Source organism: Citrobacter sp. CtB7.12 (genome assembly GCF_001297795.1).
In the GTDB taxonomy this organism is placed as follows: domain Bacteria; phylum Pseudomonadota; class Gammaproteobacteria; order Enterobacterales; family Enterobacteriaceae; genus Citrobacter_A; species Citrobacter_A amalonaticus.
Genome location: NZ_LIFT01000017.1, coordinates 31,594 through 48,836, shown reverse-complemented (window position 1 = coordinate 48,836; position 17,243 = coordinate 31,594). Strand labels below are relative to the sequence as shown.

General features: G+C 55.8%; 16 protein-coding genes. 7 read left to right on the top strand and 9 right to left on the bottom strand.

Annotated features, from left to right (window positions below; all coding sequences use genetic code 11):
• Positions 1-219: 219 nt before the first annotated feature.
• On the top strand, positions 220-828 hold the full coding sequence (gene ybjG / locus AOY24_RS17835) for an undecaprenyl-diphosphate phosphatase (RefSeq protein ID WP_054177092.1): 609 nt from the start codon (positions 220-222) through the stop codon (positions 826-828).
• Positions 829-899: 71 nt separating this feature from the next.
• Complete coding sequence (gene deoR / locus AOY24_RS17830; protein WP_043001246.1) at positions 900-1,658, top strand: DNA-binding transcriptional repressor DeoR; 759 nt, start codon at positions 900-902, stop codon at positions 1,656-1,658.
• Between the two features lie 48 nt (positions 1,659-1,706).
• Here the strand turns inward: deoR and dacC are convergent, their stop codons facing one another.
• On the bottom strand, positions 1,707-2,909 hold the full coding sequence (gene dacC, locus AOY24_RS17825) for a serine-type D-Ala-D-Ala carboxypeptidase (RefSeq protein ID WP_044256495.1): 1,203 nt from the start codon (positions 2,907-2,909) through the stop codon (positions 1,707-1,709).
• 247 nt (positions 2,910-3,156) lie between these two features.
• Here dacC and AOY24_RS17820 point away from each other — a divergent pair, with 247 nt between their 5' ends.
• On the top strand, positions 3,157-3,783 hold the full coding sequence (locus tag AOY24_RS17820) for a glutathione S-transferase family protein (RefSeq protein ID WP_044264227.1): 627 nt from the start codon (positions 3,157-3,159) through the stop codon (positions 3,781-3,783).
• A gap of 5 nt (positions 3,784-3,788) precedes the next feature.
• On the opposite strand, the gene AOY24_RS17815 is transcribed toward AOY24_RS17820, so the two are convergent.
• Positions 3,789-4,904, bottom strand: a complete 1,116-nt coding sequence (locus tag AOY24_RS17815; RefSeq protein WP_054177091.1) for a PQQ-dependent sugar dehydrogenase — start codon at positions 4,902-4,904, stop codon at positions 3,789-3,791.
• A 105-nt stretch (positions 4,905-5,009) separates the two neighbouring features.
• A complete protein-coding gene (bssR, locus tag AOY24_RS17810) occupies positions 5,010-5,393 on the bottom strand; it encodes a biofilm formation regulator BssR (protein ID WP_043001249.1) in 384 nt (127 codons plus the stop codon).
• 230 nt (positions 5,394-5,623) lie between these two features.
• Between bssR and rimO the strand changes: the two genes are divergently transcribed.
• The gene (gene rimO / locus AOY24_RS17805; RefSeq protein WP_043001250.1) at positions 5,624-6,949 is read left to right on the top strand and encodes a 30S ribosomal protein S12 methylthiotransferase RimO; all 1,326 of its coding nucleotides are present in this window, start codon (positions 5,624-5,626) and stop codon (positions 6,947-6,949) included.
• Between the two features lie 87 nt (positions 6,950-7,036).
• Here rimO and gsiD read toward each other — a convergent pair whose 3' ends face one another.
• The 5 genes from gsiD to iaaA are packed head-to-tail and all read right to left on the bottom strand — an operon-like array spanning position 7,037 to position 13,279.
• Positions 7,037-7,948, bottom strand: coding sequence for a glutathione ABC transporter permease GsiD (gsiD, locus tag AOY24_RS17800; RefSeq protein ID WP_044256394.1), 912 nt, complete (start codon positions 7,946-7,948; stop codon positions 7,037-7,039).
• A gap of 2 nt (positions 7,949-7,950) precedes the next feature.
• Positions 7,951-8,871 (bottom strand): glutathione ABC transporter permease GsiC, encoded by a 921-nt coding sequence (gene gsiC / locus AOY24_RS17795; protein WP_044256395.1) that lies wholly within the window; start codon positions 8,869-8,871, stop codon positions 7,951-7,953.
• 17 nt (positions 8,872-8,888) lie between these two features.
• Positions 8,889-10,427, bottom strand: coding sequence for a glutathione ABC transporter substrate-binding protein GsiB (gsiB, locus tag AOY24_RS17790; protein WP_044256396.1), 1,539 nt, complete (start codon positions 10,425-10,427; stop codon positions 8,889-8,891).
• Positions 10,428-10,455: 28 nt separating this feature from the next.
• On the bottom strand, positions 10,456-12,327 hold the full coding sequence (gene gsiA / locus AOY24_RS17785) for a glutathione ABC transporter ATP-binding protein GsiA (RefSeq protein WP_044256397.1): 1,872 nt from the start codon (positions 12,325-12,327) through the stop codon (positions 10,456-10,458).
• Positions 12,314-13,279: a beta-aspartyl-peptidase gene (gene iaaA, locus AOY24_RS17780; protein WP_054177090.1), complete on the bottom strand. Its 966-nt coding sequence runs from the start codon at positions 13,277-13,279 to the stop codon at positions 12,314-12,316. The genes gsiA and iaaA overlap by 14 nt, the downstream gene beginning before the upstream one ends.
• A 184-nt stretch (positions 13,280-13,463) precedes the next feature.
• Between iaaA and moeA the strand changes: the two genes are divergently transcribed.
• Positions 13,464-14,699 carry a molybdopterin molybdotransferase MoeA gene (moeA, locus tag AOY24_RS17775; RefSeq protein WP_054177089.1) on the top strand — a complete coding sequence of 412 codons (1,236 nt, stop codon included), beginning with the start codon at positions 13,464-13,466 and terminating at the stop codon, positions 14,697-14,699.
• Entirely contained in the window at positions 14,699-15,457 is a 759-nt protein-coding gene (gene moeB / locus AOY24_RS17770; protein ID WP_054177088.1) for a molybdopterin-synthase adenylyltransferase MoeB, read from the top strand. Before moeA ends, moeB begins: the two co-directional genes overlap by 1 nt.
• Positions 15,458-15,545: 88 nt before the next feature.
• On the opposite strand, the gene fsa is transcribed toward moeB, so the two are convergent.
• Positions 15,546-16,208: a fructose-6-phosphate aldolase gene (fsa, locus tag AOY24_RS17765; protein WP_043001258.1), complete on the bottom strand. Its 663-nt coding sequence runs from the start codon at positions 16,206-16,208 to the stop codon at positions 15,546-15,548.
• A 131-nt stretch (positions 16,209-16,339) separates the two neighbouring features.
• Between fsa and AOY24_RS17760 the strand changes: the two genes are divergently transcribed.
• Positions 16,340-17,239, top strand: a complete 900-nt coding sequence (locus AOY24_RS17760) for a glycyl-radical enzyme activating protein (RefSeq protein ID WP_044264234.1) — start codon at positions 16,340-16,342, stop codon at positions 17,237-17,239.
• The last annotated feature ends 4 nt before the right edge of the window (positions 17,240-17,243 follow it).

Here is a 17,243-nt window from a genome sequence, read left to right as displayed (position 1 = left end):
GTAAAAGCAAAATGCGCACATTTTTACCCGCTCATGAAAATCCTTCCCCGGGTTTAAGGTTAGTCTACGTTGACGCGGTTATGCTGAGTGAAAATCACGAGCGATGTCTGAAACACCTTCTTTTACAGGTAAATAAGACAATCCCTCTTTACCCTGCGGACGGACACTTTTATTCTCGGCCTGCCTGGATTTTCATTAAACGAACTGAGTCTGACTGCTATGCTGGAAAATATTAACTATTCGCTGTTCTACTTTATCAATGCCACGCCGGACTCGGCATCGTGGATGATTTCCCTCGCCATTTTTATCGCCAAAGATCTGATCAACATCGTTCCGCTGTTAGCCGTTGTTCTCTGGCTGTGGGGACCGCGTGAACAGGTTTGCGCGCAGCGGCAGTTGATCGTCAAAATGGCGATGGCGCTGGTCGTTAGCCTGCTGGTGTCATGGGTAATGGGACACCTGTTCCCACACGATCGTCCGTTTACCGATCGCATTGGCTACAATTATCTCCAGCATGCGGCAGATGACTCGTTCCCCAGCGATCACGGCACGGTGATATTTACCTTCGCGCTGGCGTTTTTGTTCTGGCATCGTCTCTGGTCCGGCGTTCTGTTGATGGTGTTGGCCGTCACCATCGCCTGGTCCCGCGTCTATCTTGGCGTGCACTGGCCGCTCGACATGCTCGGCGGACTGCTGGCTGGGATGATCGGCTGCCTGAGCGCGCAGATGATCTGGCAAAAATTCGGTCCGGCCCTCTATCGTGGCCTGCAACACGGTTACCGCATCTGCTTCGCCCTGCCGATTCGTAAAGGCTGGGTACGTGACTAGACGAAGGAAAAAAGAGTAATATTAAGCGCACTGAAAGAGACAGAGCGCTTAATTATTCATCCAGGGGAATTATGGAAACACGTCGCGAAGAGCGTATTGGTCAATTGCTGCAGGCACTGAAACGCAGCGATAAACTCCATCTTAAGGAAGCCGCGACCCTGCTGGGCGTCTCTGAAATGACCATTCGCCGCGACCTGAATAACAACAGTGCGCCGGTAGTGCTGCTCGGTGGCTATATTGTGCTGGAACCCCGCAGCGCCAGCCACTATCTGCTCAGCGATCAAAAATCCCGCTTAGTGGAAGAAAAACGTCGTGCGGCGCAGCTGGCGGCAAGTCTGGTGCAGCCGCATCAGACGCTGTTTTTTGACTGCGGTACGACGACGCCGTGGATCATCGAAGCGATCGATAATGACATCCCGTTTACCGCCGTCTGCTATTCCCTGAATACGTTTCTGGCATTGCAGGAAAAACCGCTGTGCCGGGCGATCCTCTCCGGCGGCGAATTTCACGCCAGCAATGCGATTTTCAAACCGCTTGATGCTCAGGAAACCCTGAACAATATCTGTCCGGATATCGCCTTTTATTCCGCTGCCGGCGTTCATATCAGCAAAGGGGCGACCTGTTTTAATCTGGAAGAATTGCCGGTGAAACACTGGGCAATGTCGATGGCGCAACACCACGTACTGGTGGCCGATCACAGCAAATTTGGCAAGGTCCGTCCGGCGCGGATGGGAGATTTAAAACACTTTGACATCGTGGTAAGCGACTGCTGCCCTGACGATGAATTTGTCAGCTTCGCCAAAGCGCAGCGAATTAAGCTTATGTACTAATTGCCGTTTGCCGGACAGGCGTCAGCGCTATCCGGCAATCATCAGGACTTAAGAGAACCAGCTACCGAACCACTGATGAAATTTCATCAGTACGAAATCCCACATCCGGCCAAAGAAGCCGCCCTCTTCTACCGCCTCCATCACGATCAACGGACGCTGTTCAATCGATTTGCCGTTCAACTGGAAGTCAATCGTCCCGACCACCTGGCCCTTTTTCAGCGGCGCGGTGAGCTGCGGTTCCGTCAGCGTAAAGCTGGCTTTCAGGTTTTTCAGTTGACCGCGCGGAATCGTCACAGAACCGGCTTCGCCAGCCCCCAGATTCACCTCACTCTTGTCACCAAACCAGACGCGCTGGGTCACAAAGGTGGCATCCGGTTTGATAGGCGTTACGGTCTCAAAGAAGCGGAACCCCCAGGTCAACAGTTTTTCTGATTCATTAAAGCGGATACGGTCAGTTTTGGTGCCTAATACCACCGAAATCAGACGCATATCGCCCTGGGTGGCCGACGCGACCAGATTGTATCCGGCCCCGGCCGTGGTGCCTGTTTTCATGCCGTCAACGTTCAGGCTGGAGCTCCAGAGCAGACGGTTTCGGTTGGGCTGGCGAATCTTGTTAAAAGTGAACTCTTTTTCTTTATGGATCGCATACTCTTCCGGCACATCGTGGATCAGTGCTTTACCCAGCAGCGCCATATCACGCGCAGTGCTGAACTGGCCCGGCGCATCCAGACCATGTACCGTCTGGAAGGTGGTGTTCGTCAACCCAAGCTTTTTCGCATAACCATTCATCAGACCGATAAACGACTCCTGACTCCCTGCGACATAGTCTGCCAGTGCGATACAGGCGTCGTTGCCGGACTGAATAATCACCCCTTTATTGAGATCGGAAACCGCCACCTGATCGCCGGGCTTCAGGAACATGACCGAGGAGCCGCGCAGCGCCGGGTTACCGGTCGCCCACGCGTCTTTGCCTATCGTCACCATGTCGGTCAGTTTAATTTTGCCCGCTTTGAGTGCCTGCCCCACCACATAGCTGGTCATGATTTTCGTCAGACTGGCCGGATCCAGTTTCTCATCGGCATTGCCTTCTGCCAGCACCTTACCGCTGGCGTAATCCATTAAAATCCATGCGCGCGCATCGACGCTCGGCGGTTCAATGGTCTGTTCCGCCGCCATCACCGTCGGCGCAAAGAGAAAGAGAAGGGCTGAACCCGCTGCGAAATTACGAAGGGAAGAAACGTATTGCGTCATAAATGCCACCCGAGTATCCATTCAAAAAATATACGTCATACCACCGTATAATAAGTGCGGTGAGTAATAACGCACTAAGAAGCGTAAGTGAACCGTAAGTTGGTAAAGTTTTTAAAGTTTATGCAATAACCCCCCGCTATGCCGCAACGGAGAGGAATTTTTTGTTGGCTGTTGCGTAAATGTTAGCTTTATCTCACCATGTGGAGTGAACGCAGCCCTGAGGCTGTCCATTTTTTGAGGGGTAATTATGATTACGCTGTGGGGCCGGAATAACTCAACCAACGTCAAAAAAGTATTGTGGACGCTCGAAGAACTGGAATTACCGTTTAATCATATCCTGGCGGGAGGACAGTTTGGCCTGAACCATGATGCCGATTATCTGGCGATGAACCCGAACGGTCTGGTGCCTTTGCTACGTGATGATGAAAACGACCTGCTGCTGTGGGAATCCAACGCCATCGTGCGTTACCTGGCTGCCCAGTATGGACAAAAACGCCTGTGGGTCGAGTCACCGGCGCGTCGGGCTGAAGGCGAAAAATGGATGGACTGGGCGAATCAAACCCTCAGTCCGGCACACCGTGTGGTGCTTTTTGGTTTAGTGAGAACACCGCCGGAACAGCGCGATCACGCCGCTATCGATGCCGGAGCGAAACGCTGCGACGAGCTGTTCGCGATCCTCGACGCGGCGCTGGCCGACCAGTTATGGTTCTCGGGAAAAGCGTTTGGCACCGGTGACATCGCCATCGCGCCGTTTGTCTACAACCTGTTCAACGTGGGACTGACATGGACACCGCGTCCGCATCTTGAGCGCTGGTACCAGCAGCTCAGCGAGCGCCCGGCGTTTCGTAAAACGGTCATGATCCCGGTCAGCTAAGCCGTTCAGGTACGCGGGCTGACTTTAAGCAACTCGCCATCGGACTCGTCGGTTAAGACATACAGATAACCGTCGGGCCCGACGCGTACGTCGCGGATCCGCTGTTTTCGCTCACCCAGAATGCGCCCCTCTTCAGCGACCGTATTGCCATTCACCCTCATCACAATCACATTCTGGTCCTTCAGTGCGCCAATGAACAGTTTCTGCCGCCACTGAGGGAAAGTATCGTGGCCATAAAAGGCCATCCCGCTAACGGCAGGTGATTTCTGCCAGTAGAAAATGGGCTGTTCGGTACCTGCCACCTTTTCGCCCTGCGCTTCCGGGATTTTCAGCCCGCTATAGTTAATGCCCCATGTCGCCAGCGGCCAGCCGTAGTTTTTGCCTTTTTCGGGGATATTGATCTCATCTCCGCCGCGCGGCCCGTGCTCATTGAGCCACAGCGTATCGCTCCACGGATTCATCGCCATCCCCTGCGGATTACGGATCCCATAAGACCAGATTTCCGGGCGCGCGCCAGGCTGATTAACAAACGGATTGTCCGCCGGGATTTTCCCCTGATCGGTCAGACGCACCACTTTCCCCTGCAGTTTGTCGAGGTCCTGTGCCGTCGGCCGCTGGTTGTTTTCCCCCAGCCCGATGAACAGATGCCCCTTACCGTCAAACACCAGTCGTCCACCGAAATGATTGCCGGTAGAGAGTTTTGGCATCTGCCGGAAGACCGTCTGGAAGTTTTCCAGCCGCGAAAGGTCGTCGCTGAGTCGACCATAGCCCACCGCGGTTCCTGCTTTTCCCTCTGCATCAGCCTGGGAAAAACTGAGCCAGACGCGCCGTGACTGGCGAAAGTCCGGAGCCAGCGCCACGTCCAGCAGACCGCCCTGCCCGTTTGCCCACACCTTTGGCACCCCAGGCAGCGGGTCAGAAAGCCCTTTTCCTGCCTGCCAGTGGCGCAACTGCCCACCCTTCAGAGTGATCAGCATGCCGTCGTCGCCCGGCAGAAAGGCCAGCGCCCACGGGTGGTCAAGTTTGGTTTGCAGCACCTCAACATTGACCGCAGGCGTTTTCGCCTGAGCAAACCAGGGGAAAATTAGCAATGTCATTACTGGGATAAGCGAACGACGCATAACGCCTCCTTGTTGACTCTGGTTAAAGCGTAGTCAGCGAAGAACGTCAGGAAGGCATTTTTACAAAAACTTAACGATGAAAGGGGGAGTCGCCTCCCCCTGGAATCAGGCATCTTCAAGCGTGGAATGAGCCTGCAAACTCTGAATGCTCAGCGTTAAGGTTGTCAGGCAGGTATTGAGTTTTTCTGCATTGACGGCAATAAAATTCGGACAGTCGTGGTGTCCGCTCATCAGGCACACCGCCGCAGCGGCGAGTGCGCCTTCGGCATGGTGCAAAGCATCCCACTCTTCCTGATCGAGATGCAGATTCAAGCGCAACGATTTATCGTGCAGCTCTCGGTTCAGTTCGAAAAAGTTCTCACGTAGATGATCATTCTCGCTGACTGACATGTATCCTTTCGCCATCCTTAGCTGCAGATACGCAGCGAGGTCGATCCTGGCGTTGATAAGCTTATTCAGCAGATCGGTTCTCAGTCTGTCAACGAACATACTTCGTTCCTCCTCTTCCAGCCATGGTGCAACATAATAGTATGGCTATTTTTTGTACAATGTGATGCCTGAGATCAATAATTCACCCGCCATTAACATAATTTACAAAGTCGCTATAAGCCAATACCGACTTTCCCGCCCTTATCGGGTGAGATAGCAATACAATTTTTGTGCGGAACTCTGTAGAATCCCTGCCCTGAACATTCCAATAACTGAACAATTTTTAAGCTATGAGCAAAGTAACCCACCAGCCGAAAATCGGCTTCGTTTCCCTCGGCTGTCCGAAAAACCTCGTCGATTCGGAACGTATCCTGACTGAACTGCGTACCGAAGGCTACGATGTCGTCCCGAGTTACGACGACGCCGATATGGTGATCGTCAATACCTGCGGTTTTATCGACAGCGCAGTGCAGGAATCACTGGAAGCCATTGGCGAAGCGCTGAACGAAAACGGCAAAGTGATCGTCACCGGCTGTCTGGGCGCGAAAGAAGATCAGATCCGTGAAGTCCATCCGAAAGTGCTGGAAATCACCGGGCCGCATAGCTATGAGCAGGTTCTGGAACATGTTCACCACTACGTGCCGAAACCGAAGCACAATCCGTTCCTGAGCCTGGTGCCGGAACAAGGCGTGAAGCTGACCCCGCGTCATTACGCCTACCTGAAAATTTCTGAAGGCTGCAATCATCGCTGCACCTTCTGCATCATTCCGTCCATGCGCGGCGATCTGGTTAGCCGTCCAATTGGTGATGTGCTGAGCGAAGCAAAGCGTCTGGTCGATGCCGGTGTGAAAGAGATCCTCGTGATTTCTCAGGACACCTCCGCCTATGGCGTGGATGTGAAGCATCGTACCGGGTTCTATAACGGTGAACCGGTGAAAACCAGCATGGTCAGCCTGTGTGAACAGCTGTCTAAACTGGGTATCTGGACGCGTCTGCACTATGTCTACCCGTATCCGCACGTTGATGACGTGATCCCGCTGATGGCGGAAGGTAAGATCCTGCCATATCTGGATATCCCGCTTCAGCACGCCAGCCCACGTATTCTCAAGTTGATGAAGCGCCCCGGCTCGGTTGACCGCCAGTTGGCGCGCATCAAGCAATGGCGTGAAATCTGTCCGGAGCTGACCCTGCGCTCAACGTTTATTGTTGGCTTCCCGGGTGAAACGGAAGACGATTTCCAGATGCTGCTCGACTTCCTGAAAGAAGCGCGTCTCGACCGCGTAGGCTGCTTCAAATACAGCCCGGTAGAAGGCGCTGGCGCCAATGCGCTGCCGGATCAGGTACCGGAAGAGGTGAAGGAAGAGCGCTGGAACCGCTTTATGCAACTGCAACAGCAGATCTCTGCGGAACGTTTGCAGGAGAAAGTCGGTCGCGAAATTCTGGTGATCGTCGATGAAGTCGACGAAGAAGGCGCGATTGGTCGCAGCATGGCCGACGCCCCGGAAATCGACGGCGCAGTCTATCTGAACGGTGAAACCAACGTGAAGCCGGGCGACGTGATCCGCGTGAAAGTGGAAAACGCCGACGAGTACGACCTGTGGGGCACCCGCGCTTAACTCTCACTGACCCAGCCGGATAAGGCATTTATGCCCCATCCGGCAATGCCTGATAACGACGCCAACGCGTCTTATCAGGCCTGTGGTTCACCCTTTTATCTTCGGGTCCAGCGCGTCGCGCAGGCCATCGCCTAACAGATTAAACGCCAGTACCGTCAGGAAAATCGCCACCGCCGGGAACAGCGCCACATGCGGCGCAATCACCATATCCGCCCGCGCTTCATTCAGCATCGCGCCCCACTCCGGCGTCGGCGGCTGTGCGCCCAGTCCCAGAAACGACAGACTTGCCGCAGAGATGATCGACGTACCAATACGCATGGTAAAAAAGACCACAATCGACGAGACGGTTCCTGGCAGGATATGACTGAAAATAATGGTCGCATCGCTGGCACCAATACTGCGCGCCGATTCGATAAACGTCTGGCGTTTCAGCACCAGCGTGTTGCCGCGCACCAGACGCGCAAATGCCGGGATTGAGAAGATCGCCACCGCGATAATCACGTTGGCAATGCCGCTGCCTAATACCGCGACCACAGCAATCGCCAGCAGGATACCCGGAAACGCAAACAGCACGTCGCAGATGCGCATGATGACCCGGTCCCACCAGCCTTCATAGTAACCCGCGAGCAGCCCCAGGACGGTGCCAATAACCGCGCCAATCAATACTGCAAAAACCCCTGCCGCCAGTGAAATTTGCGCGCCAACCAGCACGCGGCTGAAGATATCTCTGCCCAGCGAATCCACGCCGAACCAGTGCATCATCGACGGTCCGTCATTCAGCCTGTCGTAATCGAAATAGTTTTCCGCATCGAACGGCGTCAGCCAGCGGGCGAAGATTGCCACCAGGATCAGCAGCAGCACAAACAGGCCTGCTATCAACGCCACATGCTGACGGCGAAAACGTCGCCAGAATTCGTGCCACGGCGTGCGTACCCGCTCGGGTTTCACCATTGGCATGGCATCTAAAATCGCCTGACGGCGCCAGTTAAGTAAACGCATCCTTACTTGTACCTGATAGCCGGGTTAATGGCGGCATACAGCACATCCACCACTAAGTTGATAAGTATAAATTCCAGTGAGAACAACAGGACTTCCGCCTGAATCACCGGATAATCGCGCATCTCTACGGAGTCCACCAGCAAACGTCCGAGACCGGGCCAGTTGAAGACCTTTTCGACCACGATAGACCCGCCGAGCAAAAAGCCGAACTGTAACCCCATCATGGTGACCACCGGGATCATCGCATTGCGCAGCCCATGCTTGAGCACCACCCAGGTTTCGCTGACCCCTTTCGCCCGGGCGGTACGCATATAGTCTTCACTGAGCACATCGACAAATGAGGCGCGGGTAAAGCGTGCCATCACTGAGGCCACCGCCGCGCCAAGGGTGACAGACGGCAGAATATAGTGCTGCCAGCTATCGGCCCCGACGGTCGGCAACCAGCCTAACTCCACGGAGAACACCTGCATTAACAACATCCCCAGCGCGAACGCCGGAAAGGAGATCCCGGTAACGGCCAGCGTCATGCTGAGGCGATCCGGCCAGCGATTACGCCATACCGCCGCGACAATTCCCGCCGCCATACCGAACAGAACGGCCCAGATCATACTGGTCAACGTCAGCCACAGCGTCGGCATAAACCGGCTGGCGATCTCCTCCGAGACCGGCCGACGGGAAACCATCGAGAGGCCAAAATCGCCCTGCAACACGTTAGTCATGTAATGCCAGAACTGGACATGCAGCGGCCTGTCGAGACCGAGTTGCTGACGAACCAGCTCAATCACCTGCGAGTCGGCTTCCGGCCCGGCAATCAGTCGCGCCGGGTCACCGGGCAACAGGTGAACAAATAAAAACACCAGCACCGCAACAATGAACAGGGTCGGAATCAACCCCAGCAGGCGTTTAAGGATATAGTTAAGCATCCGATTTCCGCTGTGGCTTATTTCAAATCTGCATCATCAAAGCTGAATCCGGTATCTGGCATGATCCAGAAACCGGTCAGTTTGTTACTGTGCGCCGAGACCAGTTTTTCCACCACCAGCGGGATCCACGGCGACTCTTTCCAGACGATATCCTGCGCCGCTTTGTACAGCCGCGCTTTCTCTTGCGGATCGGTCGTTTTCAGCGCGTCGGCGAGGTCAGTGTCAACCTGCGGATTGCTGTAGAACGCGGTGTTAAACAGCGTTGGCGGCCAGTTTTGTGAGGCAAACAGCGGCGACAATGCCCAGTCGGCTTCACCGGTCGACGCCGACCAGCCGGTGTAGAACATTCTCACGCCGCTCTCTTTCTGCCCTTTGCCCTCAACTTCCGACGCGCGCTGACCGGCATCCATCGCCGTCACCTGCACTTTAACCCCCACCTGCGCCAGTTGCTGTTGGGTAAACTGCAACACTTTCTGGGCGGTACTGTGATTGTGCGATGACCATAGCGTGGTGCTAAAACCGTTTGGATAACCCGCTTCTTTCAGCAGTTCACGCGCTTTTGCCGGATCGTAAGGCCAGGGCGTGTAGCTTTGCGCATAAGCAATCGACGGCGGCACCACGCCGGTAGCCGGGGTCGCATAGCCAGCAAACGCCACTTTCACCAGCGCCTGACGGTTGATGGCGTAGTTTAACGCCTCGCGGACTTTCGGGTTGTCGAACGGTTTTTGCGTCACGTTCATGCTGATGTAACGCTGCATGATCGACGGACTGGCGACCAGCTGCAGATTTTTGTTTTTCTCTAACAGCGCCGCCTGCTCGTAGGGGATCGGGAAGGCAAACTGTGCTTCCCCGGTTTGCAGCATCGCCGCACGGGTATTGTTATCGGTGACCGGACGCCAGGTGATGCTATCCAGCTTCGGTAATCCCGGCTGCCAGTAATCGGCAAATTTCTTCACCTTCACAAAATCGGTTTGATTCCAGGTGTCCAGCACATACGGACCAGTGCCAACCGGATGGAAGCCAATCTCTTTGCCGTATTTCGCCAGCGCGGCTGGTGAGATCATCGCCGTTGCCGGGTGCGCCAGAATATTAATAAACGCGGAGAACGGCTGCTTCAGAGTGATTTTTACCGTCGCGGGATCGACAGCCTCTGTTTTGGCGATGTTTTTATACAGGTTATAACGCTTAAGGCTATTGGCGGGATCGCTGGCGCGATCGAGGTTTATTTTCACCGCCTCGGCGTTAAAGTCGGTCCCGTCCTGGAATTTCACCCCTTGACGCAGTTTAAGGGTATACACTAGGCCGTCGTCAGAGACGGTGTAACTTTCTGCCAGCACGTTCTTCAGCTTCATCTCTTTATCAAGGCCAAACAGCCCCTGATAAAACGATTTTGCCACCTGCTGCGATAAGGTGTCATTCGCATCATACGGATCGAGCGTGGTGAAGTTGGACCCCACCGCGACCACTACATCTTTCGCGGCAAACGCCGGGGACGCCGCCAGCGCGGTCGTCGCGCCTAATGCCAGCAGCCAATGTCGGGCGAGTAATTTTGTCATCTTTTTTCTCCTGAACCCTGCCTGATTGTTATAAACGCAATAGCGCATTTTCTTGTTGTGGACGCGCGACATAATGTCCGGGCCCGACTAACTGCAATGAAACCGGTGCGGGCGCTTCGCCGCGCCGGTAAATGTTGCTGGGCAGATCGTCCGACAGCAGCACCCGCTGCGGGCGGTGATGTCCGGGGTCGGCAACCGGAACCGCCGCCATGAGCTTGCGGGTATACGGATGCTGAGGATCTTCAAACAGCGCAGCGCGTGGGCCGATCTCAACAATCTGCCCCATATGCATCACCGCCACGCGGTGGCTGATCCGTTCAACGACGGCCATATCATGCGAGATGAACAGCCAGGCGATCCCCAGCTCTCGCTGCAAGTCGAGCAGCAGGTTGATAATTTGCCCGCGAATCGACACATCCAGCGCGGAGACCGACTCATCGGCAATAATCACTTTTGGATTGAGCGCCAGCGCGCGGGCAATACAGATCCGCTGGCGCTGTCCGCCGGAAAACTCATGCGGGTAACGCCACGCATGTTCAGGTTTCAACCCGACACGCTCCAGCAGCCACGCCACCCGATCGGCCGCCGCCTTCCCCTGCAACAACCCGTGGACGCGCAGTGGCTCCATGATCGAATAACCCACGGTTTGTCGCGGGTCGAGTGAGGCGTACGGATCCTGAAAAATAAACTGAATATCGCGACGCAATGGCTGCAATTGACTGTCGGACAACGTATCGATTCGCTGACCGTTGAAAATAATCTCGCCGGACTGCGACTCCACCAGGCGCAGTAGCGCACGTCCGGTGGTGGATTTGCCACAGCCTGACTCACCGACCAGCGATAGCGTCTCGCCAGGCCAGAGATCAAAGCTGACATTTTCCACCGCATGCACTTCACGGGTCACCCGATTAAGGATACCGCTACGTAACGGGAAACGAGTCACCAGATTGCGTACCTGCAAAATAGGCTCTCCCTCGACCACCGTATTTTGATCGACAGGCCGCTCACGCTTTTCCGGCTCGCTCAAAGAGATCAACGGGAAGCGGCGCGGATAAGGGAGACCTTTCATCGCCCCAAGTTGCGGTACCGCCGCTAATAATGACTGCGTGTAAGGATGCTGTGGCGCGCGGAAGATCTGTTCCACAGTGCCGGTCTCCACCCCTTCGCCCTGATACATCACCAGTACACGATCGGCGACATCCGCGACCACGCCCATATCGTGAGTGATGAAAATCACTCCCATCGACATCTCTCGTTGCAGGACTTTGATCAGTTGCAGGATTTGCGCCTGAATCGTGACGTCCAGCGCGGTTGTCGGTTCATCGGCAATCAGCACCGCCGGGCGACACGAGAGCGCCATCGCAATCATTACCCGCTGGCGCATGCCGCCGGATAGCTGATGGGGATAGCGTGAAAGGATCGCTTTCGCCTCCGGAATGCGAACCTGATCGAGCATCCTCTTCGCCTCCGCCATCGCCTCTTCACGTCCCGCCCCCTGATGCAGGCGAATGGACTCGGCTATCTGCTCACCCACGGTAAACACCGGATTGAGCGACGTCATCGGCTCCTGAAAGATCATGGCGATATCGGCGCCACGGACCCGCTGAAGCTGTGACGTACTCTGTTCACCCAGCTCAATCACCTCGCGGTTCCGACGACGCAGCAGCATCTGCTCGCACTGCACCTCACCACCAGACTGTTCAATCAGTCGCATCAGCGACAGCGCGGTGACCGATTTTCCTGAACCGGATTCACCGACAATCGCCAGCGTCTCGCCGCGCCTGAGACGAAACGACAGGTTTCGCACCGCCTCAGTGCGCTGCTGGTCCTGTTGAAAGGCTATATTCAGATTGCTGACGGCCAGCACGTCGCTGACATCAAGCGCATCACTGTGTGGCAACGGTGTCCCCTTTTTCCCGGTAAATCCCGGTCGTTGGTGTATCCCCGGCATAACCCCAGGCGCGATACATGCCTTCGCAATTAAACGGCAAGGCCACATTCCCTTCATGATCGATGGCGATCAGCCCGCCGCTCCCGCCGAGTGCTGGTAACTTCTCCATCACTACCCGCTCGCAGGCCTCCGATAAGCTCAGCCCGCCGTAATCCATCAACGCCGCAATATCGTAAGCCGCCAGCGCACGGATAAACACTTCGCCGGTACCGGTGCAGGAGACCGCCACACTGGCATTATTGGCATAACAGCCCGCCCCAACAAGCGGACTGTCGCCGACGCGGCCCGGTAATTTGTTGGTCATGCCTCCGGTCGAGGTCGCTGCCGCCAGATTGCCATGCACATCCAGCGCTACCGCGCCCACGGTGCCCATTTTTTTGTCTTCGTCCAGCGGCGCGCCGCTGTGATCCAGCACGGTTTCGCCGCTTGAGCGCGCGACCAGCAGTTGTTGATAACGTTCAGGCGTCGAAAAGAGATCCGCAGACACCAGCGCCATCCCTTCTCCGGCCGCGAATTTTTCAGCGCCTGCGCCAATCATCATGACATGCGGGCTACGCTCCATTACCAGTCTGGCAGCAAGGATCGGGTTACGCAGATGGCTGACGCCCGCCACCGCGCCGGCTTTCAGGGTATTGCCATCCATGATGCAGGCATCCAGTTCATGGGTCTCATCACGGGTATACACCGCGCCGATCCCGGCATTAAACAGCGGACACTCTTCAAGCAGTCGCACGGCTTCAGTGACCACATCCAGCGCGCTTTCTCCCGCTTCCAGCATCTTTTGCCCGACGTCGACAATGTCGGAAAGCGCCTGGATATAGCGTAATTCCTGCTCCTGGCTCATCTGCGCGCGGGTAATCGCCCCTGCACCGCCGTGAATTGCAATGACTGCTTTGCCCATATTTGCCGTCCGTCTTCTACAAATATCAGAATTCTGTAGAGTTATTGATTCGATTTTTGACTATAGAAAGATGCGATTAGCATGTAAAGCATTCACACCCTTCCTAAGTCCGAGGTGGCATACAGTCCCCTCGCATTTTCTGACATAATAGACGGATTCGATTTTGCCCCGCAGGAGTGTTTTCATGGAATTTACCGCCGGACTGATGCCGCTGGAAACGGCGCTTACCGAAATGTTGTCGCGTGTTACCCCGCTCACCGCCGTCGAGACGTTACCGCTGGTGCAGTGCTTTGGCAGAATTCTGGCGACTGACGTGGTTTCGCCGTTGGACGTCCCGGGTTTCGATAATTCGGCGATGGACGGTTACGCGGTACGTCTGGCCGATCTAGCCAACGGACATCCGCTGCCGGTCGCTGGCAAAGCGTTCGCCGGTCAGCCGTTCCAGGGAGAATGGCCTGCGGGCAGCTGTATTCGCATTATGACCGGTGCGCCAGTACCGCCGGGATGTGACGCGGTAGTGATGCAAGAGCAGACTGAACAGACAGACAACGGCGTGCGTTTTACCGCCGACGTTCGCGCCGGGCAAAATATCCGCCGTCGTGGCGAAGACATCGGGCAAAACACGGTGGTTTTCCCTGCCGGTACGCGTCTTACCACAGGCGAACTGCCGGTACTGGCCTCGCTCGGCATTGCCGACGTCCAGGTGGTGCGTAAAGTGCGCGTTGCGCTGTTCTCGACGGGAGATGAACTGCAACTGCCCGGTCAACCACTCGGCGAAGGTCAGATTTATGATACCAACCGCCTGACGGTGCACCTGATGCTGCAACAGTTGGGTTGCGACGTAATCAATTTAGGCATCATCCGCGATGATCCGCACGCCCTGCGCACGGCGTTTATCGAAGCCGACAGTCAGGCGGATGTGGTGATTAGCTCCGGCGGCGTGTCGGTCGGTGAAGCGGATTACACCAAAACCATTCTTGAAGAGCTGGGCGAAATTACTTTCTGGAAACTGGCAATCAAGCCGGGCAAACCGTTCGCCTTTGGCAAACTGCGCAACAGCTGGTTCTGCGGTCTGCCGGGCAACCCGGTCTCAGCGGCGCTGACCTTCTACCAGTTGGTTCAGCCGCTGCTGGCGAAACTGAGCGGCAATACGGCCAGCGGATTACCCGCGCGCCAGCGCGTCCGTACCGCTTCGCGACTGAAGAAAACGCCGGGACGTCTCGATTTCCAGCGAGGTATGCTGCAGCGCACCGCTAACGGTGAACTGGAAGTAAGTACCACAGGCCATCAGGGTTCACATATTTTTAGTTCCTTCAGTCAGGGCAACTGCTTCATTGTGCTGGAGCGCGATCGCGGTAACGTCGAAGTGGGTGAATGGGTGGAAGTCGAACCCTTCAACGCGCTGTTCGGAGGCCTGTGATGGCAGAACTCAGCGATCAGGAGATGCTGCGCTACAACCGGCAGATCATTTTGCGCGGCTTTGACTTTGACGGACAGGAAGCGCTGAAGGAAGCCAGAGTACTGGTGGTGGGCCTCGGTGGGCTGGGCTGTGCGTCCTCGCAGTATCTGGCGAGCGCCGGCGTCGGCCACCTGACGCTGCTCGATTTCGACACCGTGTCGCTGTCAAATCTGCAGCGCCAGACGCTGCACAGCGATGCGACCCTCAACCAGCCGAAAGTGGAGTCGGCGCATGCCGCGCTAAGACGAATTAATCCGCACGTCGCGATTACCCCGATTAATGCGCTGCTGGACGAGACCGCCCTTCGGGCACTCATCGCCGAACACGATCTGGTGCTGGACTGCACCGATAACGTCGCGATTCGTAACCAGCTCAATGCGGGTTGTTATGCGGCAAAAGTCCCGCTGATTTCTGGCGCGGCGATCCGCATGGAAGGACAGATCACTGTCTTTACCTACAAAGAAGGTGAGCCCTGCTATCGCTGTCTGAGCCGTCTGTTTGGTGAAAATGCATTGACCTGCGTGGAAGCCGGAGTGATGGCGCCGCTGATTGGGGTGATAGGATCGCTCCAGGCAATGGAGGCGATAAAGCTGCTGGCGCAGTATGGTCAGCCCGCGTCAGGGAAAATCGTCATGTACGATGCCATGACCTGCCAGTTCCGCGAAATGAAGCTGATGCGTAATCCGGGCTGCGAGGTGTGTGGGGAAGCATCATCCTGAGTAGATTCCGGCCTGATAAGGCGTAGCGCCATCAGGCAATGATGGCGCGAATTGCCGGATGACGACGTTGCCTTATCCGACCTACAATTTACAGCGACGTGCGCCCAAAGGCACTCTGCCAGTCGTGTTCAAACTTCGCCACCGCCGCATCAACAGCCGGAGAGCTAATCAGCTGCTGGGCAACGTCCAGCGGTAAGGTGATGGATTCACAACCCGCCAGCAGACAATCCAGCGCCTGACGCGGTGTTTTGAAACTGGCGGCCAGCACTTTGGCATGCGGCGCATGCATCGTCAGTAAATTCTGCAAATCGTTGACGGTCTGAATGCCATCGCCCCCCTGCGCGTCTACGCGGTTCACGTAAGGCGCAACATATTCCGCCCCCGCCAGCGCCGACAGCAGTCCCTGCGCCGCCCCGTACACCGCCGTTCCCAGCGTCGGAATGCCTTCCTCTTTCAGCAGTTTGATCGCCGCCAGACCTTCCGCCGTGACCGGCACTTTCACCACGATATCAGCAATGATCCCACGCAGTTTGCGCGCATCGCTCACCATCCCTTGTGCCGTTGTCGCCATCACCTGAGCGAACAGACGCCCCTGTCCTCCCATCGCTTCATGCAATTGTGGCAATAAGACATCCAGCGGTTTTTTCCCCGCCGCCACAATACTGGGGTTGGTGGTCACGCCCGCCAGCGGGAAAACTCGCGCCAGCGCTTTCACCGCGTCAACATCGGACGTATCCAGATAAAGTTCCATAATCATTCCTCAACGACTCGTTAGCATAAATGAAAGATACCACGGCAAAACCTTTCTGTTAGTTGACGCACGTCAACATAACTTTCATTCGAAAGTTATTTAATCTTTATACGAAACAAATGAGGCCGTTTATGATTTTCAATATTCAGCGCTATTCTACACACGATGGCCCCGGTATCCGCACCGTGGTGTTCCTTAAAGGATGCTCTCTGGGCTGTCGCTGGTGTCAGAATCCGGAAAGCCGGGCGCGCACGCAGGATCTGCTGTTTGATGCACGTTTGTGCCTCGAAGGCTGCGAGCTTTGCGTAAAGGCGGCGCCGGGCGTCATCGAACGCGCGCTGAATGGCCTCCTTATCCATCGCGAAAAACTCACTGACGCGCATCTTACCCGCCTGACCGATTGTTGCCCCACTCAGGCATTGACCGTCTGCGGCGAGGTGAAAAGCGTGGATGAAATAATGACCACCGTTCTGCGCGATAAACCTTTTTATGACCGCAGCGGTGGCGGTATTACGCTTTCGGGCGGCGAACCGTTTATGCAGCCAGAGCTGGCCGCGTCGCTGTTTAAAGCCAGTCACGAAGCGGGCATTCATACCGCAGTTGAAACCTGTCTGCATGTGCCGTGGAAATACATTGAACCTTCATTGCCCTGGATCGATCTGTTCCTTGCAGATTTGAAACACGTTGCCGACGCGCCGTTTAAGCAATGGACGGATGGCAGCGCATCACGCGTGCTGGAAAACCTGAAAAAGCTCGCCGCTGCCGGGAAAAAAATCATCATCCGCGTTCCGCTGGTTCAGGGGTTTAACGCGGATGAAGAGGCCATTAAAGCGATTACCGATTTTGCCGCCGACGAACTGCACGTCAGCGAGATCCACTTTTTGCCCTACCACACGCTGGGCATCAATAAATACCACTTGCTCAACCAACCCTACCACGCGCCGGATAAGCCGCTGGATGCACCCGATCTGCTCGCCTTTGCGCAGCAGTACGCCTGCACGAAAGGTTTGACCGCGACTTTACGAGGATAAACCC